This window comes from Streptomyces sp. NPDC047042, assembly GCF_040644035.1.
In the GTDB taxonomy this organism is placed as follows: domain Bacteria; phylum Actinomycetota; class Actinomycetes; order Streptomycetales; family Streptomycetaceae; genus Streptomyces.
The window spans coordinates 118,594-142,204 of record NZ_JBEYVP010000019.1; the positions used below are offsets into that span (position 1 = coordinate 118,594).

The window sequence follows — 23,611 nt, forward strand, 5'->3', positions numbered from 1 at the left end:
CTCGCCTAACTCCCCGTGCTCCGGTACGTACGAAGTCCCGCCCGCCACGCCAGGCCGGCGAGCGCGCAGCAGCCCGCCGCCACCAGCGGCGGCAAAAACGCCACCCACTCCGGCAGGTCGAGCGGGTAGGGCCGGCCCAGCACATACAGCGCGGGCACCCAGTTGACGAAGGCCAGCGGGAGGACGAACGTCACCCCGCGCACCAGGTCCTGCGCGAACAGACCCGGCGGATACTGCAACAGCGTCGTGCCGCCGTACGTGAACGCGTTCTGCACCTCGGAGGCGTCCCGCGCCAGGAACTGGAAGGCCCCTCCCGCGACGAACACCGCGCAGAAGATCGCCCCGCCACTGACCACCATCACCGGCATCATCAGCACCTTGACCGTCGTCCAGTGGACGTCGTCGAGGGTGAGCAGGGCGTAGCCGAGCACCAGCAGCCCCTGGGTGATCCGCCCGACGCGGCGCACCGCGAACCGGTCCGCGGCGACCTGCGCGAGCACCGGCGCCGGCCGGACGAGCAGCGTGTCCAGGGTGCCGTCCCGGACGCGGCGCCCCAGCCGGTCCATCGACCCCACGACGAGGTCGGCGATCCCGAACGCGACCGCCGACAGCCCGTACAGGAACGCGACCTCGGGCAGCGAGTAGCCGCCGAGCCGGTCGATCTGCGAGAACATCAGCATGATCGCCAGGAAGTCCAGGCCGGTCGCCACGAAGTTCCCGAGCGTGGTCATCGCGAAGGAGGCCCGGTAGGCCATCGTGGAACGGATCCACATCGCGGCGATCATCAGATAGGCCCGTACGCCGTCGACCACACGCTCCCTGCGGCTGAGCGGCCCGTCGTCCCAGGCACCCCCGAGAGTTCCAGTTCCCCCGAGAGTTCGAGTTCCCCCGAGACCCACGTCCCCCACGTCCCCCACGTCAACCACCCTGAACCACCACCCGCCGAGTAGCGACCGCCTGCAACAAGCGCCCCACCGCCAGCAGCGCCACCGCCCACCCGGCCTGGAACGCGAACGTGCCCAGCGGATCCTTCTCCCCCAGCAGGATGTCCGCCGGCGCCTGGATCAGCGCCGCCCACGGCAACGCCCGTACGATCTCGCCGAGCAGCCCCGGGAACACGTTCAGCGGCAGCACCATGCCCGAGCAGAAGACGCCCGCGAGCCATGCCATCTGGATGATGCCCGCGCCGTCGAGCAGCCAGAACGCGGTCAGCGCCACCAGAAAGCGGAACGAGTAGCTGACCAGCATCCCGAGCGCGACCGCCGCCAGGAACGCCAGCCAGGTCTGCGGGTCGGAGGGAAGCGTCAGGTCGAACAGCCACGCGCCGACCGCCACCGGGACCAGCCCCCGGCCCAGGAGATGGAACATGGCCCGGCCCATGTCCTGGGCCAGCCACCACAACTGCAGGTCGGCCGGACGGTACAGGTCGATCGCGATGTCACCCGTACGGATACGCTCGATCAGCTCGTCCTCGAAGCCCGAACCCATCACGCACATCGTCATCAGCAGCGCCTGGCCCAGCCACACATAGGTGAGAGCCTGGGACTGGTCGTACCCGCCGAGGTGCGGCCTCTCGTCCCAGAGCGCGATGTACGTGTAGGCGAGGATCACCCCGAAGACGGTGTTGGTGAACATCCCCGCCAGCGTGGCCGTCCGGTACGTGGCATAACGTCGGAAACCCCCGGCCGCGACGGCCGCGTACAACCGCCCAGAACCCACGACACCAGCCTTTCGTTTGCGGACCGAAGCGCAGGAGCCTAGTGGGCGGGCCTGCCCGCTCGCTACGCGTTTTCGGCAGGACGGGTTGGATGCAGAGGTCAGGGAACTGAACGGGCGGTGCGACAGTCTTCAAGAGGGGGCGTTGTAGAGGTTTGAACGCGTGAGAGGTCGTACGGGAACGTACGACGCGAAACAGGAGTCCGTGCACCACATGAGCGACCAGCCAGAGCCGCAGCAACCGACGAAGGACCGGGCACCCGCAGAACCCGACGTGCGGATCGACGTTGAATCCGACGTGGATCGCGATGTGGAACCGGTCATGGAATCGGACGCAACACCGGCCTCGGAACCGGACGTAGAACCCGAGGTGACGGAGACCGGAAAGCCGGAGCAGGCCCGCCCGCAGCAGCAGGCCAAGCCGACAAAGCAGGCTGAGGCAACCGCAGAGACCCAGCCAACCAAGCAGTCCCAGCCGACCGCGCAGGCACGGGCGACCGCGCAGACCCTGCCGGCCAAGCAGGCCCAGGCCACCGCGCAGGCCCAGGTGCCACAGCAGGCTGAGTCAGCCGCGCAGGCCCAGGCGCCGCAGGAGGCCCAGCCCGCCGCGCAGGCACAGGCCGCCTCGCAGGCACAGGTGCCACAGCAGACTGACGCAGCCGCGCAGGCCCTCACCGCCAAGGAGGCACGGGCGGCCAAGCAGGCTCGAATGGCCCAGCAAGTGCAGGAAGCCGCGCAGGCCCAGGCGCCGCAGGAGGCCCAGGCCGCCGCGCACGCCCACACGGCCAAGCAGGCACAGGCCGCCTCGCAGGCCCAGGCCGCCTCGCAGGCCCAGACGACCAAGCAGGCCCAGGTGCCGCAGCAGGCCCAGGGACCCGCGCACACCCAGACGGCCAAGCAGGCGCAAGCCGCCGCGCAGGCGCAAGCCGCCTCGCAGGCCCAGGTGCCACAGCAGGCTGACGCGGCCGCGCAGGCCCTCACCGCCAAGGAGGCTCGCGCGGCCAAGCAGGCTCGGTTGGCCCAGCAGGTGCAGGCTGCCCATGCGGCTCGGACGGCCCAGCAGGGCCAGACGGTCCAGACGGCTGGGGTGGCCGGGGCGGTTGGGGCGGGCCAGCAGGGCCAGACGGGTGGGGTCGTTGGGGCGGCTCAGCTGGGCCAGACGGGTGAGAAGGGGCAGCCGGGGCAGGGCGCCGCGCAGGCTGCTGCGGGTGCCCCTAAGGGCAAGGGCAAGGGCAAGCGGCCTCGGCGTACCGGGTGGCGGCGGCTGGTGCCTACCTGGCGGTTCGTGCTCGGCACGTTCGTGCTCGGGGTGCTGCTGGTCATCGGCCTGTTCGCGCTCGGCTACTACATGGTGCACATCCCGGCGGCGAACGCCGCGGCCACCAAGCAGAGCAACGTCTACCTCTACGCCGACGGCAGCCAGCTCGCCCGCGACGGCGAGGTCAACCGCGAGAACGTGCCCCTGTCGCAGATCTCCAAGGCCGCCCAGCACGCCGTACTGGCCGCCGAGGACCGCGACTTCTACACCGAGTCCGCGGTCGACCCCAAGGCCATGATCCGCGCCGGCTGGAACACGGTGACCGGCAAGGGCAAGCAGTCCGGGTCGACGATCACCCAGCAGTACGTGAAGAACTACTACCTCGCACAGGAGCAGACCGTCACCCGAAAGGTGAAGGAGTTCTTCATCTCGATCAAGCTGGACCGGGTCAAGACCAAGGACGAGATCCTCGAGGGCTACCTCAACACCAGCTACGCCGGCCGCAACTCCTACGGTCTCCAGGCCGCCGCCCAGGCCTACTACGGCGTCGACGCCATCGACCTGACCGCGGGCCAGGGCGCCTACCTCGCCGCACTGCTGAACGCGCCGAGCGAGTACGACGTGATCGCCCACCCCGAGAACAGGCCCGCCGCACTCGCCCGCTGGGCGTACGTCCTCGACGGCATGGTCAAGAAGGGCTGGCTGACACAGTCCGAGCGGAACTCCATCACCTTCCCCGAGCCGAAGCAGTCGATCGTCTCGACCGGCATGTCCGGCCAGCGCGGCTACCTCGTCAAGGCCGTCAACGACTACCTCTTCGACAACAAGATCCTCACCGAGAGCGAACTCCAGGCCGGCGGCTACCGCATCACCACCACCCTGCAGAAGCCCAAGCAGGACGCCTTCGTGAAGGCCGTCAACGACAAGGTGATGAAGAAGCTCGACAAGAAGAACAACAAGGTCGACAACTACGTCCGCGCGGGCGGCGTCGCCATCGACCCCGCCACCGGCAAGGTCGTCGCGATGTACGGCGGCATCGACTACACCAAGCAGTACGTCAACAACGCGACCCGCCGCGACTACCAGGACGGCTCCACCTTCAAGCCGTTCGTGTTCACCTCCGCCGTCGAGAACGGCTCGGTGACCCAGGACGGCCGGACGATCACCCCGAACACCTACTACGACGGCACCAACAAACGCCCCGTGGAAGGCTGGAGCGGCCCGGAGTACAACCCCGAGAACGAGGACCAGGGCTCGTACGGCCAGATCACCGTACGTACGGCCACCAACAAGTCCGTCAACTCGGTGTACGCGCAGATGGCCGTGGACGTCGGCCCCGCGAAGGTCAAGCAGACGGCGATCGACCTCGGTCTCCCGTCCGACACGCCCGACCTCAACCCGTACCCGTCCATCGCCCTCGGCACGTCGACGGCCAGCGTCCTCGACATGACCGAGGCGTACGCCACGCTCGCGAACCACGGCAGGCACGGCACGTACACGATCATCGAGAAGATCACCAAGGACGGCACGGAGGGGACGGTGAAGCTCCCCAAGCAGAAGACGAAGCAGGTGGTGTCGCGCGAGGCCGCCGACACGACCACGGCCGTCCTGCAGAGCGTGGTCGAGGAGGGCACGGCAACCGCCGCCCAGGACGCCGACCGCCCGGTGGCCGGTAAGACCGGCACGGCCGAGGAGGACACGGCGGCCTGGTTCGCCGGCTACACCCCCGACCTCGCGACGGTCGTCGCCGTCATGGGCCAGGACCCCGAGACCGGCAAGCACAAGTCGCTGTACGGCGCGATGGGCCTCCCCCGCGTCAACGGCGGCGGCGCGCCCGCCGAGATCTGGGCCCAGTTCACCAAGTCGGCCCTGAAGGGCAAGAAGGTGAAGGACTTCGACCTCCAGCTCCAGGAGGGCGCCGACGAACAGCCCCTCCCGCCCGTCAACCCGCAGCCCGACCCCGGCATGGACGCCGGCCAGGACAACGGCGGCGCCACCACCAACGGCACCACCGGCGGTCCCTCGCAAACCCCCAGCTCGACACCGACCACGGGGGGCACGACGACCGGCGCCACGACGACGGACGGCGGCACGGCCACCACCGGCGGCCCGACGACAGGCGGCGCGCCCGCCACCGGCGGCACGGCCAACAACGGCGGTACGGCGGACACCGGCGGCGCCACCGACCCGGGCGGCACCGGGACGGACAACGGCGGCGCTGCCGACGCCGGCGGCGGAAACACCGACGCCGGCGGCGGGACGGACCCGGGCGGCGACGCGGGAGGAGCGACGCCAGGGGTGACGAACGGCGGCGTGCTGACCCCGAGAAGGAACTGACGCAGACGACAGAGGGGCTGGTGACCATGGTCACCAGCCCCTCCTGGAAATGTGGGTCAGAGATACAGGCCGGTCGAGTCCTCGGACCCCTCGAAGCGGTCGGCCGCGACGGCATGCAGATCGCGCTCGCGCATCAGCACATAGGCGACCCCGCGCACCTCGACCTCGGCGAGGTCCTCCGGGTCGTACAGAACCCGATCCCCCGGCTCCACCGTACGAACGTTCTGCCCGACCGCGACGACCTCGGCCCACGCCAGCCGGCGCCCGACGGCCGCGGTGGCCGGAATCAGGATGCCGCCACCCGAACGCCGCTCACCCTCGGTGGCGTCCTGCCGCACGAGCACCCGGTCGTGCAGCATCCGGATGGGCAGCTTGTCGTGATGGATGCTCTTCTCATTGCTTTTGGCGCTCACCCTCCGAACCTACCTGCCTCTTCAGCCCTTGCGCCGCCGGGTACCCAGAGCGAGCAGCCCGACCAGCCCCACGACCACCAGGGCGACAGGCACGATCCGCTCGATCCTGGGCGCGCCCTCCTCGTCGACGAACTGGCCCTTGACGTCGCCGACAACACGGTTCACACCGACGTAGGCACGCCCAAGGGTGTGATCGATGTTGGAAGCGACCTTGGCCTTGGCATCGCCGACGATCGTCTTCGGGTGCACCCGCACCCCGATCTCGTCGAGCGTCTCGGCCAGGGTCTCGCGACGACGCCTGATGTCCGCCTCGATCTGCGCCGGAGTTCTGCTGCTGTCCGAGGTGTCCGCCACCGTACGCCCTCCGAAGTCTGCTGATGCGTTGATGCACTGCTCCGGACAGTCTGTCAGTTCCACCTCGGAGCGCACTGTCAGCACCCCCGGTTAGGCTCGGAGCGGCACCTTTCAGGACGAGGACGTACGAGGAGACCTGACCGATGAGCGAGCGACTCCAGCCCGGTGATGTGGCCCCGGCCTTCACCCTGCCCGACGCCGACGGCAACGAGGTGTCGCTGGCCGACCACAAGGGCCGCAAGGTCATCGTCTACTTCTACCCGGCCGCCCTGACCCCCGGCTGCACCAAGCAGGCCTGCGACTTCACGGACAACCTGGAACTGCTGGCCGGCGCGGGCTACGACGTGATCGGCATCTCCCCCGACAAGCCGGAGAAGCTCGCGAAGTTCCGCGAGAAGGAGAACCTGAAGGTCACCCTGCTCGGCGACACGGACAAGACGGTCCTGGAGGCGTACGCGGCCTTCGGCGAGAAGATGAACTACGGCAAGACGTACATGGGCGTCATCCGCTCCACGTTCGTGGTGGACGAGGAGGGCAAGATCGAACGGGCCCTGTACAACGTCCGGGCGACGGGCCACGTAGCAAAGATCATCAAGGACCTGGGTGTCTGAGACCCATTTCCGCGGGGAGAGCGGCTCGTACTGGGACGACCCGGTGCGGGCCGCTCCACGTTTCGGGCGTGACTGTCCGATGAGCTGTTCGTTACTCCGTACGGGCTGCGAACGCGCGGCCGGAACGGAGGGGGACTCATGGCGGCCAGTGCGTACACCAAGGAGAGGCTGGAGGAGGCGGCTCGGGGGGCACGGACGTTGTCGGAGACATTAGTGAGGTTGGGGGTCGATCCAAAGAGTTCGACACGTCGCTATGTCCGTGACCGGATGAAGAAGCTGGGAGTGGACGTTTCACACTTCGAGCAGGACGTGAAGTGGACCAGGGAGATTCTCCAGGAGGCCGTCTCGGCCTCGACGAACATGTGCGAGGTGCTGCGCCGTCTCGGGCTGGAGGTTGTCGGAGGGCATCACACGCACATCAGCCGGAGAATCAAGGCGTACGCCATCGACATCTCGCACTTTCAGATGCCGACGCAGCGCGGCAGAGTCCGGCACCCCCGCACTCCGGAGGGCCTGCTCATCGAGCAGCCCAGGGACCAAGCTCGGCGCATCCCCAGCGACCGCCTCAAGTGGGCGATGACGGCTGTGGGGGGAGTGTCGGAGCGGTGCGCACTCTGCGGTACGGGGGCGGTCTGGCGTGGCCGGCCACTCCCCCTCGAGGTGGATCACGTGGATGGCAACTGGCGCGACAACCGGATCGGGAACCTGCGGCTCCTGTGTCCCAACTGCCACTCGACGACGGACTCTTACCGCGGCCGGGGCAAGATGCGCGCGAGGGGTGACGCAGCATGAACAGCGGCGTGCAGTACACCCGCGAGAGGTTGGCCGACGCCGCCTCGCACTGTTCCGACATCGACGAGGTCATTGCCTTCTTCGGCACACGACCCTACGGCCATCTACGCCACTACCTCTTTCGGCGCTTCGACCATTTCGCGATCGATGTCTCCCACATGCCGCGTCAAGGCCGAACCACAGCGCACCAAAGGCCTACAACCGACGAGTTGCGACAGGCGGTCGAGGGAGCGACATCGATCGCCGGCGCTTTGCGCGCACTGGGCCTGAGCCCCTACGACACCTCAACACGCGGGCTGTTTTCTCAGTGGGTGACGGGCGACGGCCTGGACATCTCCCACTTTCTGGGGCAGGCGCATCAGCGCGGAAAGGCGGGGACGACCCCCGTCAAGCCTGCCGAGAACATCTTGGTCCTGCACGACGGCAAGCACCGCACTCGGACCCACCTGCTTCGGCGCGCGCTCCGCGAAGTCGGCGTACCGGAGGAGTGCGCCGAGTGCGGGGTCGGGCCTGAGTGGCTCGACAAGCCCATGACCCTGGAAGTCGATCACATCAACGGGGACTGGTGCGACGACAGGCGGGAAAATCTGCGATTGCTGTGCCCCAACTGTCATGCGGTCACCAACACATGGTGCCGAGGCGGCCAACGATCGGTTGCCGACTAAAAATGTCCACACCGTCAGGCGTCTCAGCCCAGTAAAGTACTCTGCGGATCTGGCGCCCGTACGCCAAGGGCTGAGCGGCGATCTTTAGGTGGTCGTGTCTGTCGGTTCGAATCCGACCGGGCGCACAGAAAAGGGGCCCGGCACCTTCGATTCGTAGGTGCCGGGCCCTGTAAGTCAGCCCAACAACTCCCGCACCACCGGCACCAGCCCCCTGAACGCCTGCCCCCGATGGCTGATCGCGTTCTTCTCGGCTGCCGTCAACTGTGCGCATGTTCGGGTCTCGCCCTCCGGCTGGAGGATCGGGTCGTAGCCGAAGCCGCCCGTGCCCTCCGGGGTGTGGCGGAGTACTCCCCTCAGGCGGCCCTCCACCACCCTCTCCGTGCCGTCCGGGAGGGCCAGGGCCGCCGCGCATGCGAAGTGGGCGCCCCGGTGTTCGTCCGCGATGTCCGAGAGCTGGGCCAGGAGCAGGTCCAGGTTGGCTCGGTCGTCTCCGTGTTTGCCCGACCAGCGGGCCGAGAAGATGCCCGGGGCGCCGTTCAGGACGTCCACGCACAGGCCCGAGTCGTCGGCCACCGCCGGGAGGCCCGTCGCCCGGGCCAGGGCGTGGGCCTTGAGCAGGGCGTTCTCCGCGAAGGTGACGCCCGTTTCCTTGACGTCGGGGATGTCGGGGTAGGCGTCCGCGCCGACCAGGTCCATGGGGAGGGCCGCGTCGGCGAGGATCTGCCTCAGCTCGGTGATCTTTCCGGCGTTGCGGGTGGCGAGGATCAGGCGTGTCATGGCGTCCAGTATCCCGGCCGCCCCGGGCTCGTCCGCGACCTGTTTACGACGTGCGGACCTTCGTCTACGACGTGCACACCTTCGTCAGTTCGCCGGCCGCGTCCGTGACGCCGGTGACGTCGGGGCTCGCGTCGCCGTTCTTGATGGCCGTACGGACGTTGTCCACGGCCTTGTTGAGGTCGTTGACCGCCTTGTTGATGTCGGTGTTGTCGGTGTTGTTGCCGAGATCGTTGAGGCTCTTGTCGATCGACGCCAGGGCCTCGTCGGCCTGGGTCGGGTCGTTCGCCGCGTTCTGGACCGCCTGCTGGAGATTGGAGACGCTGGTGGCGATGGCGTCGGCGGTCTGGACGCAGTCCAGGGCCTTGTTGACGGCGTCGCATCCGGTGGTGAGCCCGGCGGTCAGCGCGACGGCCGCGACGGTTGCGGCGACGGCTGTCACACGGCGCCCCCGTCCGAGGCCTCGGGCGGCGTTGCGGAGTCGGCGACTGACGGGCATGGTTCGGATTCCCTCCGTTGACTGACTGCTCACTGCGTGACGTACTGGCTGGTCGGGCGTACGGCGGTGCGTCGGCATCGCCGTACGCCCATGCTTCTGGGTATTCCTGGAGACGCGGTGGAGCCGTCGTGCGGTTGCTGTGGCCGCCACCTTATTTGGCGTTTCCTTTACCTTTCCAGGGTCGCGTCCAGTGCCTTGCGCTGGAGTGCGGCCAGGTCGGTGCAGCCGGCCACCGCCAGGTCGAGGAGGGCGTTCAGCTCGTCGCGGGCGAACGGTTCGGCCTCGGCGGTGCCCTGGACCTCGACGAAGCGGCCGTCGCCGGTGCAGACGACGTTCATGTCGGTCTCGGCGCGGACGTCCTCCTCGTAGCAGAGGTCCAGGAGCGGTACGCCGCCCACGATGCCGACCGACACCGCGCTCACCGTGCCGGTGAGGGGCTGGCGGTTGTTGCGGATCAGCTTCTTGCCCTGCGCCCAGGTGATGGCGTCGGCGAGGGCGACGTACGCGCCGGTGATGGCGGCCGTGCGGGTGCCGCCGTCGGCCTGGAGGACGTCGCAGTCGAGGACGATCGTGTTCTCGCCGAGCGCCTTGTAGTCGATGACCGCGCGCAGGGAGCGGCCGATGAGGCGGCTGATCTCGTGCGTACGGCCGCCGATCTTGCCGCGGACGGATTCGCGGTCGCCGCGGGTGTTGGTGGCGCGCGGGAGCATCGAGTACTCGGCGGTGACCCAGCCCTCGCCGCTGCCCTTGCGCCAGCGCGGGACGCCTTCGGTGACGGAGGCTGTGCAGAAGACCTTCGTGTCGCCGAAGGAGACGAGGACGGAGCCCTCGGCGTGCTTGCTCCACCCGCGTTCGATGGTGACGGGGCGGAGCTGTTCGGGGGTGCGGCCGTCGATACGTGACATGGCGACGAGCCTAGCCGTAACGGCGGAAGGGGCCCTTCCCGTGGTGGGAGAGGGCCCCTCAGGGGTGAACGCCCGTACTACGCAAGGGCGTTCACATCATGTCCTCGATGTCCGCGGCGATGGGGTCGGCGTCGGTGCCGATGACGACCTGGATCGCGGAGCCCATCTTGACGACGCCATGGGCGCCGGCGGCCTTGAGGGCCGCGTCGTCGACCAGTGCGGGGTCGACGACCTCGCAGCGCAGGCGGGTGATGCAGCCTTCGACCTCTTCGATGTTGTCGAGGCCGCCGAGCCCGGCGACGATCTTCTCTGCCTTGGTGGACATGTCCTACTCCCTGGTCCGAGCCACTTTGTCGCAGTAACCCACAGTTGGCGGATGTTCGCGAGCGGTCTGCGCACTGTTCGCCGACTGGTCTACACCAGTCTGCATCTGTTGTGAAATCGCGGGTTCCTTATGCGGCCTTCACCGTGCTACAACATGGTCTACACCACTGACTGGTGTAGACCACGTCCCCCGTTGGAGGAAGTATGAGCACCGCCACCGCCGCGGCGGTCCCCGCGAAGAAGAGGGGATCCGGCCTGTTCCAGGGCCTGCAGAAGGTCGGCCGCAGCCTGCAGTTGCCGATCGCCGTACTTCCGGCGGCGGGCATCCTGCTCCGCCTCGGTCAGGACGACGTTTTCGGCAAGGACGGTCTGGGCTGGGACAAGGTCGCCAAGGTGTTCGCGACCGCCGGTGACGCCGTCTTCTCCAACCTGCCGCTGCTGTTCTGCGTCGGCATCGCCATCGGCTTCGCCAAGAAGGCCGACGGTTCTACCGCCCTCGCCGCGCTGGTGGGCTTCCTCGTCTACAAGAACGTCCTGACCGCGTTCCCCATCTCCGACGCGAAGATCACCAAGGGTGCGGACGTAGCGGCCACCTACAACGACCCCAAGGTCTTCGGCGGCATCATCATGGGCCTGATCGCCGCGGTCACCTGGCAGCGCTTCCACCGCACCAAGCTCCCCGACTGGCTGGGCTTCTTCAACGGCCGCCGACTCGTCCCGATCCTCATGGCCTTCATAGGCACCGGTGTCGGCGTCGTCTTCGGTCTGGTGTGGGAGCCCATCGGCGACGTCATCACCAACTTCGGCGAGTGGATGACCGGTCTCGGCTCGGTGGGCGCGGGCATCTTCGGCGCCGTCAACCGCGCGCTGCTCCCCGTGGGCATGCACCAGTTCGTCAACACGGTGGCCTGGCAGGAGATCGGCTCGTTCAAGGACCCCGCCGGTGCCGTCTGGCACGGTGACCTGCCGAGGTTCTTCCACGGCGACCCGACCGCCGGCCAGTTCATGACCGGCTTCTTCCCCATCATGATGTTCGCGCTGCCGGCCGCCGCCCTGGCCATCACGCACACCGCACGCCCCGAGCGCCGCAAGGCCGTCGGCGGCATGATGCTCTCCCTCGCGCTGACCTCGTTCGTCACCGGCATCACCGAGCCGATCGAGTTCTCGTTCATGTTCATCGCGCCGGCGCTGTACGCCATCCACGCGGTGCTGACCGCCCTGTCCATGGCCGTCACCTGGGCTCTGGGCGTGCACCACGGCTTCAGCTTCTCGGCCGGCGCGATCGACTACTTCCTCAACTGGAACCTGGCCACCAAGCCCTGGATGATCATCCCGATCGGTCTGGTGTTCGCGGCGATCTACTACACCGTCTTCCGCTTCGCCATCACCAAATGGAACCTCCCCACCCCGGGCCGCGAGCCCGAGGAGGAGGTCGAGGATCTCACCAAGGCGTGAGTCCCCGGTCGTACACACGAAGACGTCGGCTTTCGAGACCACAACCGGTCTCGAAAGCCGACGTCGTAAAAGGGCCCGGCCTGCTAGGCAGCGCCGTTCACGAACTACGGGCCCTTCCCTGCTTCGGCGTCAGTACCACTCGGGCTTGATCCGGTAGATCCAGATCTTCATCTTCGGCTCAGCCTTCCTCTGTGCTGCGAGGCTGCGGTACTTGTAGTTCTTGTTGTGCTGGGTCACGTAGATCTTGCCGTTGCTGATCTTGCTGATGATCGACGTGTGGTTGATTTTTCCGTCGTTCTCCCAGTCGTAGAAGATGATGTCGCCGGTGAACGCGTTGCTCGTGTTGCGCTTGGAACTGAGCATGTATACCTGGGTGAAGCCCTTGAGGTAGGCCGCGTTGACCCAGGTGATGCTCTCGTCCTTGCCCAAGTCGTAGGGGTTCGGCTTGCGCCACCAGGACTCGAGCCGCTCGGGCTTGCTGCCCGTGTTCTTCATCTTCACCCCGCCACCGAAGTGGATTGCCCGCGAGACGAAGTTGGTGCAGTCCTGCTTGTACATGGCCTTGCTGTTCCAGTTGGTCACCGCCCAGGTCGCCGCGCCGGTGCGGGCGTACGAGCCTGCCTGGAGGGCGTCGTAGGAGACCGTGGAGGCGGTGCCTGTGTTGTCGCTTCCGTCGTCGGCCGAGTCGCCGTCGAACAAGGAGGGTTCGGTGTCCTCGTCCTGGAGCGCCTGGTCTACCTCGTTGCCGAAGTCGGCGAGCGCGGCGGCGGTCGGCCGCACCACCATCTCCGCGGCGGGCGCGGTGACTTCGGAGAGCAGCACCGGTTCCGTACCGGCGGTGAGGGTGTAGCGCAGGTCGAAACTGCCGGTCTCGTCGGTCGGGTCGGCGGTCGCGGTGCTCACGTCGGTCACGATGACGTTGGTGCTGGTCACGGTCGCGCGCAGGGTGACCGTCCGGCCGTCGGCCGACGGGATGGCCAACACATCGCTGAACGAGGCATCCTGCCAGTTGTTGTCCGTGTCGTCCTCGGAGACGGCGATCCGCTCCCGCAGGAGCGTTTCCTCGTCCCCGGCGAGGAGGTCGACGAACTGGGGACCGTAGAAGCTGTTGTCCGAGGCGTCCTTGGCATCGATGTAACTGCCGGCGACCATGCGCTCCCGAGCGAAGTGATAAGCCTCCATGGCTATCCGGTACGCGGACGTCCCGTCCGCGAGTGCCACGGGGAGTGCGGCGCCGGACGTGGCGGCCGGGCCGGTGCCGTAGTCGTTCTGACCGGTGACCCGGAAGGTGTACGAGACGCCCGCGGTGAGGCCGGTGAAGACGGCTGACCTGCCGATGGTGGTCTTCGTCGCGGCCGTCGTGCCGCCGGGGGCGACGGCGGTGACGGTGTAGGTGACCACGTCGTCCTCGTCACCGGTGAACTCCGCCGCGGACCAGGTCACCAGGGCGCCGTGGTCGCCTGCCACGGCCTTGAGGTCGGTCACCGCCTCGGGCGCGGTGCCCGTACCGTCGGAGGTTCCGGTCTGCTCGGCCACGTCCAGGGTGAACGTCTTCGGGGCGGTGTAGGCGGAGCACACGCCGGCCGCGCAGGCGCGCATCTTCCACGTGTAGGAAGCGCCGTCGGTGAGCAGACCGTCCGGCACCTTGGCGACGGCCCGGTCGCCGTCCTGAACGCTGCTGGTGAGGGGGGAGCCCACGGCTGCCCCGGACGCGTCGTACAGCAGGTACTCGGCGGACGCGGTGCCCCCGCCGTCCGCCGTGACGATGCCGGTGAGCAGGGGCGTCGTGGTCTGGGTGGCACCGGTCACCAGCTCGGTGGGCATCTCGGGCGCGGGGGCCTTGGAGGTGTCGACCGTGAAGGTCTTCCAGGCGCTCCACGCCGTCGAGTAGTCGGTGCCGTCGTAGGCCCGGGCCCGTAGCCGCAGATGGGTGCCATCGACGAGCGGCGTTGCCTCGGGCACGGCGAGAGCGGCGGTCTCCATGCTGTCGACGTAGGCGGTGTCGGCGGTGAGGGTGTAGGTCGTGTCGTTGTACGCCGGATCGGGTTCGATGGCGAACTGAGCGCGCTGGCGCTGTGGGTCGGCGTCATTGACCATCGTCGACAGGACCGGGGTGAGCGAGGTGACCACCTTGGTGCTGCCGCTGGTGGTGGCCGGCGACAGGGCGGTGGTGCCTGGGACCTCGGGGTAGGAGTTGTACGTGATCGTCAGGTGCGGCTCGGTCGAACCGTTGGCGCCGGACACGTAGTTGGCGGAGTGGAAGCGCCGCCAGGTGTAGGAGTCGGTCTCGTCGGTGCCCTGCACCACCAGCCCGTTGTTGGCGGCGGAGCCGCTGGTCCACGCCCGGACGATGGTGTCGATGTCGAAGTTCATCGTGCCGGCCGGGCAGGCGTCGCTGTATCCCTTGGCGGCGGTGTTGACGACCTGGCCGGTGGAGGTGCCGGCGGGCTTGGTGGCCCAGGTGATGGAGGAGGAGGACCAGGGCTCGGTCACCCGGCGTACCGTCGTGCCCGTGCCCTCCGTGCAGGAGGAGGACCAGTACGAGTAGAGCGCCAGGTTGGTGTCGATGACGTGGGTGCCCGCGTAGTCCGAGACGTCGAACTTGAGGTAGGAGCGGGCGACCGTGTCTCCCCCGTCGTACGTGCCGGACTTCAGCTCGGTCGAGGAGACCTGCGAGTCGGTGTAGTTCGTGGCCACCCAGGTGTCGGTGGTGGCGGCGAGGGTGGTGGCGGGGTCGACGGTGACCGGGTAGGTCAGGTCTCGTGTGAAGTAGTCCGCGTCGGGCGTCAGGACCAGGGTCTGGGAGCCGTCGGCCGCGGTCTCGATCTCCGTGTCGACCGGGGCGAGGTGGCGGGACTCGCCGGACTTGGTGTCCTTCGAGGAGTCCCACATCATCGGAGCCGGCGCCTCGGCGACCAGTTTCCCGGAGCCGTTCTTCAGCAGCAGGTGCCCCGAGTCCGCCTCGGACAGGGTCAGGCCCTTGAGGGTGACGGGGATGCGGTAGGTGAGGTCGCCGCTGGGGGCCGAGTCCAGGACCACGCTCTGGGAGAAGCCCTGCTTGAGGGCGGTGACGGTCAGCGTCTGGCCCTCGCCCAGGTCGTAGGAGGCCGTGTCGTCCCGCACTGTCGGCGTGGGCAGGGTGTCCTGCCAGCCCAGCGCCAGCGAAGCACCGCCTGCGGAGACCGAGGCCAGTTTCTTGTCACCGCCGTCCGAGACGGTGATGTCGGCGGCGGCGGTCTCGGGCTCCAACGCGGCGCCCTCGTCGGACAGTTCCGTGTCGATGTTCTGCCAGGAGCCGTCGTCCTGCTTGACCCGCACCGGTCCGGCGAACGACTCGGCGGTGAAGGTACCGTCCGGGTTCACGTACACGGTGGACGTCTCGGTGCGCAGGGAGACGAGTTCGACGCGCTTTCCGTTGATCTTGGCGTTGCGCCGGGCCGCTTCTTCCTCGCTGAGGCCCAGCAGCTCGGCTATGTCCGGCTCACTGTCACCGAGGGTGACGGCACGGGCCGGGCTGTTCACTATGTCCTGGCTTGTGTCGACGCCCTGGGTGGCGGGCGACGAGACCAGCGGGTCGCCCGTCAGAAAACCGGCCAGCGTTATCGCTGCGGTGGCCGTGATCCACCGTCTTCGGTTGTTGCCTCGCACTCCAACTCCTTTTCAGGTTCCCCCGGTTGGGTTCGTAAGGGTGGCGTGAAGGATATACAGATGATCTTTAGGGGGCCTTTACCGAAGACGGGGTAAGTGTTGTTGATTTACCTGATATGGGCCGCCCCGCGGCGAAGGAAACGTGACCAGAGCGTGATGAGATTCGGACTTCATGGCCGGGAAGGGCCCATGACCGCGTCGCCGTCGGCCGGTCGAACCGACGGCGCCCTGACTCGGCTCCGGAACCCTCCTACACGTACGAACCCCTCAGATCTCGTACGTCACCCTCGGTGTCGCCAGTTCCACCGGGCCCCCGAACACCGCTCGGGCGTCGGCCAGGTTGACCTGGGGGTCGGTCCACGGGGGGATGTGGGTCAGGACCAGCTTGCGCGCGCCCGCGCGTTTCGCCGTCTCGCCCGCCTCGCGGCCGTTGAGGTGCAGGTCCGGGATGTTCTCCTTGCCGTGGGTGAACGCGGCCTCGCACAGGAACAGGTCGGTGTTGCGGGCGAGTTGGTCCAGCGCGTCGCTGGTGCCGGTGTCCCCGGAGTACGTGAGCGACTTCCCGGCGTGTTCGATCCGGATGCCGTACGCCTCCACCGGGTGCCGCACCCGTTCGGTGTGGACGGTGAACGGGCCGATGTCGAAGGTGCTCGGCTTGACCGTGTGGAAGTCGAAGACCTCGCTCATGGAGGAGGCGGTGGGGGTGTCGGCGTACGCGGTGGTGAGGCGGTGTTCGGTGCCCTCGGGGCCGTAGACCGGGATCGGGTCGCAGCGCCCGCCCTCGTGGCGGTAGTACCGGGCGACGAAGTACGCGCACATGTCGATGCAGTGATCGGCGTGGAGATGGCTGAGAAAGATCGCGTCGAGGTCGTACAGACCGCAGTGGCGCTGCAACTCACCAAGGGCACCGTTGCCCATGTCGAGGAGCAGCCGGAAGCCGTCGGCCTCTACGAGGTAGCTCGAACAGGCCGATTCCGCGGACGGGAACGACCCCGAGCAGCCGACGACGGTGAGCTTCATAAAGCAGAAACCTCCGCGGGCGGGGAGCGTCAAACAAAGGTGAACGGGGTTCTTGCGGTGCCTTCGAGCGTAAGGCGCAAAACCCCCTGTCGCTCCTCCGCCAAGGGCTGTTGTGGGCGAACTCACCTGTGCTGTCACCGGTTCGGCTGGACGCGAAGCACGGGTAGCGCGGGCGGCGCGGTGAGTGCGCCGGTACGGTTTCTGTATGGACACGTCATGGTGGCTCGCCCTGGCGGCCGTCGTGCTGCTCGCGCTGGTCGCGGCGCTGGTGGACGGCTGGGGGCGCGGGCATCGGCCGCCGAGGCGCGGGGGCAGGCCGCCGGGGCGGGGCGAGGGGCCGAAGGGGCCACGGGGGCGGTCCGTACGGCCGCGGCCCGCGGAGATCTGGTGGGCGAACGTGCCCTTTGAGGACGGCCCCGGGGGCAAGGACCGGCCGTGTCTGGTGCTCGCGGTGCACGGTCGGCGGGTGACGGTCGCGAAGATCACCAGCAAGTACCACGACGAGCGGCCCGGAGTGATCCCGCTGCCGCCCGGTGCGGTGGGCGATACGCAGGGCCGGCCGAGTTTCCTGGAGACGGACGAGCTGCGGGTCGTGCATGTGGGGGAGTTCCGGCGGCGGGCGGGTGTGGTGGACCCGGCCCTGTGGGACCAGGTCCGACACCTCGCCTCGTGATGTGACGCTCGGCTGCCCCGCAGGGGCCTACGCCCAGAGCTGGCCCTGCAGTGTCTGGATCGCTTCCTCCGTCGTGGCCGCCGTGTAGACGCCTGTCGAGAGGTATTTCCAGCCACCGTCGGCGACGACGAAGACGATGTCCGCGCTCTCGCCCGCCTTGACGGCCTTGTTGCCGACGCCGATCGCGGCGTGCAGCGCGGCGCCGGTGGAGACGCCCGCGAAGATGCCCTCCTGCTGGAGGAGTTCCCTGGTGCGGGTGACCGCGTCCGCCGAGCCGACGGAGAAGCGGGTGGTGAGGACGGAGGCGTCGTACAGCTCGGGTACGAAGCCCTCGTCGAGGTTGCGCAGGCCGTAGACCAGGTCGTCGTAGCGCGGCTCGGCGGCGACGATCTTCACGTCCGGCTTGTGCTCGCGGAGGTAGCGGCCGACGCCCATCAGGGTTCCGGTCGTGCCGAGGCCGGCGACGAAGTGGGTGATGGAGGGGAGGTCGGTGAGGATCTCCGGGCCGGTGCCGGCGTAGTGGGCGCCCGCGTTGTCCGGGTTGCCGTACTGGTAGAGCATCACCCAGTCGGGGTGCTCGGCGGCGAGTTCCTTGGCGACGCGTACGGCGGTGTTGGAGCCGCCTGCGGCGGGGCTGGGGATGATCTCGGCGCCCCACATGGCGAGCAGTTCGCGGCGTTCCTGCGAGGTGTTCTCGGGCATCACGCAGACCATGCGGTAGCCCTTGAGCTTGGCGGCCATGGCGAGGGAGATGCCGGTGTTGCCCGAGGTGGGTTCGAGGATCGTGCAGCCGGGGGTGAGCCGGCCGTCCTTCTCGGCCTGCTCGATCATGTGCAGGGCGGGGCGGTCCTTGACCGAGCCGGTGGGGTTGCGGTCCTCCAGCTTCGCCCAGATCCGTACGTCGGCGGACGGCGACAGCCGCGGCAGGCGCACCAGGGGGGTGTTGCCTACCGCGGCCAGCGGCGAGTCGTAGCGCATGGGTGCCGGGGGCCGATCAGGCCATGCCACCGGCGACGGCCGGCAGGATCGTCACGGTGTCGCCGTCGGCGAGCTTGGTGTTGATGCCGTCGAGGAAGCGGACGTCCTCGTCGTTGAGGTAGACGTTGATGAAGCGGCGCAGCTTGCCGTCGTCCACGATGCGGGCCTGGACGCCCGTGTGCCGGGTCTCGAGGTCGGCGAAGAGCTCGGCGAGGGTCTCCCCCGCACCGGGGACGGCCTTCTCGCCGTCGGTGTAGGTGCGGAGGATGGTCGGGATGCGGACCTCGATGGCCATGACTCGGGGCTCCTGTCGGAAGTGGTAGGTCGATGAACGCGCGGCGGCGCGAAAAGCAGGTTTGTGCTGGTCATGCGTGTGAGGCGCCGCGGCTCACGGCCGTACGGCGGCAGGGGACAGCGTCAACAGATGGCGCTTGCCAGCCTGCACAGGTCGACGTGCAGCCGCGCCACGAGCAGCGGGGTGCCCGGCGTCTTCTCGCTCACGTCGTAGGAAACCATGGGCTCATCGTATCGATTCCCGGTCCGGATCCCGGAGACCTGTCCCGCATTCTGGACATTTTCGGGCCGACAGGTGAGATCAGTACGCGTCCACGACCGTGACCTCCTCCTCCGTGACCTCGCCCTCGCGGATCCGGAAGGAGCGGAACTGGAAGTCGCCGAGGCCGTCGGTGTCCCTGGTGGAGACGAGGACGTAGTGCGCGTCCGGCTCCTGGGCGAGCGAGATGTCGGTGCGGGAGGGGTGTGCCTCGGTCGCGGTGTGGGAGTGGTAGATCACGACCGGTACCTCGTCTCGGTCGTCCATCTCGCGGTACAGCTTGAACAGATCCCCGGAGTCGAACTCGTAGAACGTGGGGGACATCGCCGCGTTCAGCATCGGGATGAAACGCTCGGGGCGGTCGGAGCCGGCCGGGCCCGCGATGACACCGCACGCCTCGTCCGGATGGTCCTTGCGCGCGTGGGCGACGATCTGGTCGACGAGGGTCTGGGTGATGGTCAGCATGCTGGCCAGGATAAGCAGAGGGGCCGTCCCGTACCGAGGCTTGGTACGGGACGGTCCACATGCCGGACCTCGCAACGACGACCGCGTCAGGGCATCAGCGTGGCGACCAGGGTCTCCTGCAGGCCGCCCAGCCACAGGTACGCCATCACCATCGGCTTGCGCGGGTCCTCGTCCGGCAGCCGGTAGAGGAGGTCGGTGTCCTCCTCGTCGACGACGTCGAGCCGGGAGCCGATGGCCAGGCGCAGGTCGTTGAGCGTGCCCAGCCACCGCTGGGACTCCTCGTGGGACAGCTTGAGCACCGCGCCTCCGTCACCGGCGGGCGTCAGCGCGTCCAGGGAGCGGATCACGGTGAGGGCGCTCTCGCGTTTGCCGGTGCGCAAGTCGTTCTCGGTGAAGCGGCGGAACTCGGCGGCGTACTCGCGTTCCTCCTGCGCCTGCTCGGGCGAGGACGGTACGTCGACGGGGTCGCCGTAGGCGTCCGGGAACAAGCGGCGGAGGACCGGGTCGGAGGGCGGCTCGGTCGGGCCCTCGGCGAACAGCTCGGCGAGCGGGTCGTCGGGGGCGTCCTCGGCGGCGCCGGGACCGATCAGCTCGAGGAGCTGGACGGACAGCGACCGGATGATGGAGATCTCGACGTCGTCGAGGGCGACGGCCGCGCCGCCACCGGGGATCGGTTCGAATTGTCCTGGCATGAAGTGAGTTCGCTGACTTCCGGTCCTGCGCGCTGGGTCGGGTTACTTCCGGTCCTGCTGGAGGGTGGCCCACAGGCCGTAGCCGTGCATGGCCTGCACGTCGCGTTCCATCTCCTCGCGGCTGCCGCTGGAGACGACCGCCCGGCCTTTGTGGTGGACGTCCTTCATGAGCTTGGTGGCCTTGTCCTTCGGATAGCCGAAGTAGGTCTGGAAGACGTAGGTCACATAGCTCATGAGGTTGACCGGGTCGTTGTGGACGATGGTGACCCAGGGGACGTCGGGCTCGGGTACGGCGAAGGTCTCCTCCGCCGACTCGGTTCGTTCGATCTCTACGGGAGCGGGTGACGTCACATGCCCATGCTGCCACCAGAAGGGGGTGCCCGGCCAAATCACGGCCGAGCGCACCCCCGGTCGCACCTCATCACATCCGGCATCACATCCGGCATCACATCCGGAAATCGTCAAAGTGACGAGATGGGGGTAGCATCGCCTCTCATGAACACAGCGGAGCTTGGGCTGCCGGTGGACGTCCCCTCGACGGCGCTCTTCACGGATCACTACGAGCTGACGATGCTCCAGGCCGCCCTGCAGGCGGGTACCGCCGACCGGCGGTCGGTCTTCGAGGTCTTCACCCGGCGGCTGCCCGAGGGGCGCCGCTACGGCGTCGTCGCGGGTACCGGGCGGGTGCTCGACGCGGTGGAGAACTTCCGCTTCGACGCGGACGTCCTCGGCTTTCTGCGCGAGCGCCGGATCGTCGACGAGGCGACCCTGGAGTGGCTGGCCTCCTACCGGTTCGGCGGGGACGTCTGGGGCTATCCCGAGGGCGAGGTCTACTTCCCGGGTTCGCCGATCCTGCGGGTCGAGGGCTCCTTCGCGGAGTGCGTGCTGCTGGAGACGGTGATCCTCTCGATCCTCAACCACGACTCGGCGATCGCGGCGGCGGCGTCCCGGATGGCCTCGGCCGCCGGTGACCGCCCGCTGATCGAGATGGGCGCCCGGCGCACCCACGAGCTGGCCGCGGTGGCCGCCTCCCGGGCCGCGTACGTCGGCGGGTTCGCGACCACGTCCGACCTGGCCGCCGGTTTCCGCTACGGCATCCCGACGGTCGGGACCAGCGCCCACGCGTTCACCCTGCTGCACGACCGCGAGCGGGACGCATTCCAGGCCCAGGTGGAGTCACTGGGCCGGAACACGACGCTGCTGGTGGACACGTACGACGTCACGGAGGCGGTACGGGCGGCGGTGGAGGTCGCCGGGCCGGAGCTGGGCGCGGTGCGCATCGACTCGGGCGATCTGCTTCTGGTCGCGCACCGGGTGCGGCAGCAGCTGGACGCGCTGGGGGCCGAGCGTACGCGGATCATCGTGACCTCGGACCTCGACGAGTACGCGATCGCCTCGCTGGCGGCGGCGCCGGTGGACGCGTACGGGGTCGGGACGCAGCTGGTGACGGGTTCCGGCCACCCCACCTGCTCCATGGTCTACAAACTGGTCGCCCGTGCCGAGTCGGCGGACCCGAAGGCTCCGCTGGTCCCGGTGGCGAAGAAGTCGAGCGGCGGCAAGACGTCGATCGGGGGCCGGAAGTGGGCGGCCCGGCGGCTCGACCGGGACGGGGTCGCGGAGGCCGAGGTGATCGGTACGGGACCGGTGCCGGGCGAGCTGGCGGACCGGCAGCTGCTGGTGGAGCTCGTGAAGGGCGGTCGGGTGGTCGCCCGGGAGGCGCTGGATGTCGTACGGGACCGGCATGCCGTCGCGCGCGCGAACCTGCCCCTGTCGGCGACGCAGCTGTCGCGCGGGGAGGCCGTCATTCCGACGGAGTACGTCCAGCTGGATTCCTGAGAACCCCGGGGCGCAGGGGGCAACGGGCGTTTTCGCACTCCGGTTGCTCCGGTTGCCCCGGTTGCCCCGAATGCCCCCTCCCGAAGTGGAGCCGAAGTCTCTAGGCTCGGAAGTTCACATATTCACACCGGCAGTCGAAGGACACCGACCATGCGCCGCGCCTTGATCGTCGTAGACGTGCAGAACGACTTCTGCGAAGGAGGCAGTCTCGCGGTGGCCGGGGGTGCCGATGTAGCCGCCGCGATCACCGAGCTGATCGGGCAGGCTCCCGCCGGATACCGCCATGTCGTGGCGACCCGCGACCACCACATCGCGCCCGGCGGCCACTTCGCCGACAACCCCGACTTCCAGCACTCCTGGCCCGCGCACTGCGTGGCCGGCACGGAGGGCGTCGGCTTCCACCCGAACTTCGCCCCGGCGGTCGCCTCCGGCGCGATCGACGCCGTGTTCGACAAGGGCGCGTACGCGGCGGCCTACAGCGGCTTCGAGGGCGCCGACGAGAACGGCGTCGGCCTGGCCGAGTGGCTGCGGGCCCGCGAGATCGACGAGGTGGACGTGGTCGGCATCGCCACCGACCACTGCGTCCGCGCCACCGCCCTGGACGCGGCCCGCGAGGGCTTCCGCACCCAGGTCCTGCTGGACCTCACGGCCGGAGTGGCCGAGGGAACGACGGAACGGGCACTGGAGGAACTGAGGGCGGCAGGCGTGGAACTGTCGGGCAAGCCGGTCGTCTGAGGGGCCCCTACGCTCCGGTCAGCTGTCCTGGTTCAGCCACTTGCCGTCGCGCATCAGGGTTCGGCCGGTCATCTCCGGGACCGTGCCCCATGCCTGCAGGACCTCCGGGGTGACCTGGAACCAGACGTACGACGCGTGGTCCTCGCGCGGGTCCCAGCCCTCCTTCGCGGCGAAGCCGTCGCCCACGACGGCGGGCAGTTCGTCGCGGGTCAGCATGCGGGCGGTGCCGTGGATCAGGACCACGTCGCGGGTGTGGCCGAAGCAGAGGCGGACGCGGCCCGTGGCGATCAGGTTGCGGCCGGTCGGGTTGGTGTCGCGGGTGGCCAGCCACACCGACTCGCCGTCCCAGAGGTAGGAGAGCGGGACGAGACACGGCTCGCCGCCGGCGTCGGCGGTGGCGACCCAGACGTCGATGTCCCTCGCGAGGCGTTCGAGCGCCTCGCGCTTGCGCTGCTCGGGGCTGCGGGGGCCGTCGGGGCGGGCGTCGTCAGCTGCTGTCATGTGGCGAGGCTATGGCGTACGAAGGGGCGGTCACATCCGACGGCGGGACTAGGTCGCAGGACGGGGGACCACCCGCGGAGCGACACCCCCGGGCCTCGGGGCCCCGGTCCCCCTTGCCGTCAAGCCACCGTCACACCCGTGCCGACCCCGCCACCGTCCGCGCCGTCCGCGCCACTCGCACCCGTGCCCTGCGCGCCACCGTCACACCCGCGCCGACCCCGCCACCGTCCGTGCCGGCCGCGCCACTCGCACCCGTGCCCTGCGCGCCACCGTCACACCCGCGCCGACCCCGCCACCGTCCGCGCCGACCGTGCCACTCGCACCCGTGCCCTGCGCGCCACCGTCACACCCGTGCCGGCCGCGCCGCCATCACCCCGGACCCCGGGCGCCGTCACGCCCTGCCGGCC

General features: G+C 68.8%; 25 protein-coding genes and 1 tRNA gene. 9 read left to right on the forward strand and 17 right to left on the reverse strand.

Annotated features, from left to right (window positions below; translation table 11 throughout):
* Positions 1 to 5: 5 nt before the first annotated feature.
* The gene (locus ABZ855_RS23220; RefSeq protein ID WP_360809664.1) at positions 6 to 812 is read right to left on the reverse strand and encodes an ABC transporter permease; all 807 of its coding nucleotides are present in this window, start codon (positions 810 to 812) and stop codon (positions 6 to 8) included.
* 106 nt (positions 813 to 918) lie between these two features.
* The gene (locus ABZ855_RS23225) at positions 919 to 1,719 is read right to left on the reverse strand and encodes an ABC-2 family transporter protein (protein ID WP_360809666.1); all 801 of its coding nucleotides are present in this window, start codon (positions 1,717 to 1,719) and stop codon (positions 919 to 921) included.
* A gap of 211 nt (positions 1,720 to 1,930) precedes the next feature.
* Between ABZ855_RS23225 and ABZ855_RS23230 the strand changes: the two genes are divergently transcribed.
* Positions 1,931 to 5,311, forward strand: coding sequence for a transglycosylase domain-containing protein (locus tag ABZ855_RS23230; RefSeq protein ID WP_360809668.1), 3,381 nt, complete (start codon positions 1,931 to 1,933; stop codon positions 5,309 to 5,311).
* A gap of 56 nt (positions 5,312 to 5,367) precedes the next feature.
* On the opposite strand, the gene ABZ855_RS23235 is transcribed toward ABZ855_RS23230, so the two are convergent.
* Together ABZ855_RS23235 and ABZ855_RS23240 are read right to left on the reverse strand one after the other, a co-directional pair.
* Complete coding sequence (locus ABZ855_RS23235) at positions 5,368 to 5,724, reverse strand: co-chaperone GroES (RefSeq protein WP_319206838.1); 357 nt, start codon at positions 5,722 to 5,724, stop codon at positions 5,368 to 5,370.
* A 21-nt stretch (positions 5,725 to 5,745) separates the two neighbouring features.
* Positions 5,746 to 6,078, reverse strand: a complete 333-nt coding sequence (locus ABZ855_RS23240; RefSeq protein ID WP_360809670.1) for a DUF3618 domain-containing protein — start codon at positions 6,076 to 6,078, stop codon at positions 5,746 to 5,748.
* A gap of 143 nt (positions 6,079 to 6,221) precedes the next feature.
* Here ABZ855_RS23240 and bcp point away from each other — a divergent pair, with 143 nt between their 5' ends.
* The 4 genes from bcp to ABZ855_RS23260 all read left to right on the forward strand — a co-directional run bounded on the left by bcp (position 6,222) and on the right by ABZ855_RS23260 (position 8,271).
* Positions 6,222 to 6,689, forward strand: a complete 468-nt coding sequence (bcp, locus tag ABZ855_RS23245; RefSeq protein WP_360809672.1) for a thioredoxin-dependent thiol peroxidase — start codon at positions 6,222 to 6,224, stop codon at positions 6,687 to 6,689.
* Positions 6,690 to 6,827: 138 nt separating this feature from the next.
* Positions 6,828 to 7,481, forward strand: coding sequence for an HNH endonuclease signature motif containing protein (locus ABZ855_RS23250; RefSeq protein WP_360809674.1), 654 nt, complete (start codon positions 6,828 to 6,830; stop codon positions 7,479 to 7,481).
* Entirely contained in the window at positions 7,478 to 8,146 is a 669-nt protein-coding gene (locus ABZ855_RS23255) for an HNH endonuclease (protein WP_360809676.1), read from the forward strand. Before ABZ855_RS23250 ends, ABZ855_RS23255 begins: the two co-directional genes overlap by 4 nt.
* A 52-nt stretch (positions 8,147 to 8,198) precedes the next feature.
* Positions 8,199 to 8,271: transfer RNA gene (locus ABZ855_RS23260), tRNA-Leu, on the forward strand.
* A gap of 49 nt (positions 8,272 to 8,320) precedes the next feature.
* On the opposite strand, the gene rdgB is transcribed toward ABZ855_RS23260, so the two are convergent.
* From rdgB to ABZ855_RS23280, 4 genes are all read right to left on the reverse strand, one after another.
* Complete coding sequence (gene rdgB / locus ABZ855_RS23265; protein WP_360809678.1) at positions 8,321 to 8,923, reverse strand: RdgB/HAM1 family non-canonical purine NTP pyrophosphatase; 603 nt, start codon at positions 8,921 to 8,923, stop codon at positions 8,321 to 8,323.
* Positions 8,924 to 8,987: 64 nt separating this feature from the next.
* Complete coding sequence (locus tag ABZ855_RS23270) at positions 8,988 to 9,419, reverse strand: hypothetical protein (RefSeq protein WP_360809680.1); 432 nt, start codon at positions 9,417 to 9,419, stop codon at positions 8,988 to 8,990.
* Between the two features lie 167 nt (positions 9,420 to 9,586).
* Complete coding sequence (rph, locus tag ABZ855_RS23275; RefSeq protein WP_360809682.1) at positions 9,587 to 10,324, reverse strand: ribonuclease PH; 738 nt, start codon at positions 10,322 to 10,324, stop codon at positions 9,587 to 9,589.
* A 91-nt stretch (positions 10,325 to 10,415) separates the two neighbouring features.
* The gene (locus tag ABZ855_RS23280; protein ID WP_360809684.1) at positions 10,416 to 10,649 is read right to left on the reverse strand and encodes a PTS glucose/sucrose transporter subunit IIB; all 234 of its coding nucleotides are present in this window, start codon (positions 10,647 to 10,649) and stop codon (positions 10,416 to 10,418) included.
* A 203-nt stretch (positions 10,650 to 10,852) separates the two neighbouring features.
* Here ABZ855_RS23280 and ABZ855_RS23285 point away from each other — a divergent pair, with 203 nt between their 5' ends.
* The gene (locus ABZ855_RS23285; RefSeq protein WP_360809686.1) at positions 10,853 to 12,103 is read left to right on the forward strand and encodes a PTS transporter subunit EIIC; all 1,251 of its coding nucleotides are present in this window, start codon (positions 10,853 to 10,855) and stop codon (positions 12,101 to 12,103) included.
* A 129-nt stretch (positions 12,104 to 12,232) separates the two neighbouring features.
* On the opposite strand, the gene ABZ855_RS23290 is transcribed toward ABZ855_RS23285, so the two are convergent.
* Together ABZ855_RS23290 and ABZ855_RS23295 are read right to left on the reverse strand one after the other, a co-directional pair.
* A complete protein-coding gene (locus tag ABZ855_RS23290) occupies positions 12,233 to 15,751 on the reverse strand; it encodes a DNRLRE domain-containing protein (RefSeq protein ID WP_360809688.1) in 3,519 nt (1,172 codons plus the stop codon).
* A gap of 267 nt (positions 15,752 to 16,018) precedes the next feature.
* Complete coding sequence (locus tag ABZ855_RS23295) at positions 16,019 to 16,771, reverse strand: MBL fold metallo-hydrolase (protein WP_360809690.1); 753 nt, start codon at positions 16,769 to 16,771, stop codon at positions 16,019 to 16,021.
* A 205-nt stretch (positions 16,772 to 16,976) separates the two neighbouring features.
* Between ABZ855_RS23295 and ABZ855_RS23300 the strand changes: the two genes are divergently transcribed.
* Positions 16,977 to 17,444 carry a type II toxin-antitoxin system PemK/MazF family toxin gene (locus ABZ855_RS23300; protein WP_319206818.1) on the forward strand — a complete coding sequence of 156 codons (468 nt, stop codon included), beginning with the start codon at positions 16,977 to 16,979 and terminating at the stop codon, positions 17,442 to 17,444.
* A 27-nt stretch (positions 17,445 to 17,471) separates the two neighbouring features.
* Here the strand turns inward: ABZ855_RS23300 and ABZ855_RS23305 are convergent, their stop codons facing one another.
* The 6 genes from ABZ855_RS23305 to clpS form a co-directional block, all read right to left on the reverse strand.
* Positions 17,472 to 18,422, reverse strand: a complete 951-nt coding sequence (locus ABZ855_RS23305) for a cysteine synthase (RefSeq protein ID WP_360809693.1) — start codon at positions 18,420 to 18,422, stop codon at positions 17,472 to 17,474.
* A gap of 16 nt (positions 18,423 to 18,438) precedes the next feature.
* Complete coding sequence (locus ABZ855_RS23310) at positions 18,439 to 18,717, reverse strand: MoaD/ThiS family protein (protein ID WP_319206814.1); 279 nt, start codon at positions 18,715 to 18,717, stop codon at positions 18,439 to 18,441.
* Between the two features lie 122 nt (positions 18,718 to 18,839).
* Entirely contained in the window at positions 18,840 to 18,938 is a 99-nt protein-coding gene (locus ABZ855_RS23315) for a putative leader peptide (protein WP_107090850.1), read from the reverse strand.
* 79 nt (positions 18,939 to 19,017) lie between these two features.
* Positions 19,018 to 19,440 (reverse strand): M67 family metallopeptidase, encoded by a 423-nt coding sequence (locus tag ABZ855_RS23320; RefSeq protein ID WP_360809696.1) that lies wholly within the window; start codon positions 19,438 to 19,440, stop codon positions 19,018 to 19,020.
* Positions 19,441 to 19,526: 86 nt separating this feature from the next.
* Positions 19,527 to 20,132, reverse strand: a complete 606-nt coding sequence (locus tag ABZ855_RS23325; protein WP_360809698.1) for a DUF2017 domain-containing protein — start codon at positions 20,130 to 20,132, stop codon at positions 19,527 to 19,529.
* Positions 20,133 to 20,174: 42 nt separating this feature from the next.
* The gene (clpS, locus tag ABZ855_RS23330; RefSeq protein ID WP_053741646.1) at positions 20,175 to 20,483 is read right to left on the reverse strand and encodes an ATP-dependent Clp protease adapter ClpS; all 309 of its coding nucleotides are present in this window, start codon (positions 20,481 to 20,483) and stop codon (positions 20,175 to 20,177) included.
* A 144-nt stretch (positions 20,484 to 20,627) separates the two neighbouring features.
* On the opposite strand from clpS, the gene ABZ855_RS23335 reads away from it, so the two are divergent.
* Both ABZ855_RS23335 and ABZ855_RS23340 read left to right on the forward strand, forming a co-directional pair.
* On the forward strand, positions 20,628 to 21,968 hold the full coding sequence (locus ABZ855_RS23335) for a nicotinate phosphoribosyltransferase (RefSeq protein ID WP_360809701.1): 1,341 nt from the start codon (positions 20,628 to 20,630) through the stop codon (positions 21,966 to 21,968).
* 150 nt (positions 21,969 to 22,118) lie between these two features.
* Positions 22,119 to 22,703, forward strand: a complete 585-nt coding sequence (locus tag ABZ855_RS23340; protein WP_319206801.1) for a nicotinamidase — start codon at positions 22,119 to 22,121, stop codon at positions 22,701 to 22,703.
* 18 nt (positions 22,704 to 22,721) lie between these two features.
* Here the strand turns inward: ABZ855_RS23340 and ABZ855_RS23345 are convergent, their stop codons facing one another.
* Complete coding sequence (locus tag ABZ855_RS23345) at positions 22,722 to 23,204, reverse strand: pyridoxamine 5'-phosphate oxidase family protein (RefSeq protein ID WP_360809703.1); 483 nt, start codon at positions 23,202 to 23,204, stop codon at positions 22,722 to 22,724.
* Positions 23,205 to 23,611 lie beyond the last annotated feature (407 nt).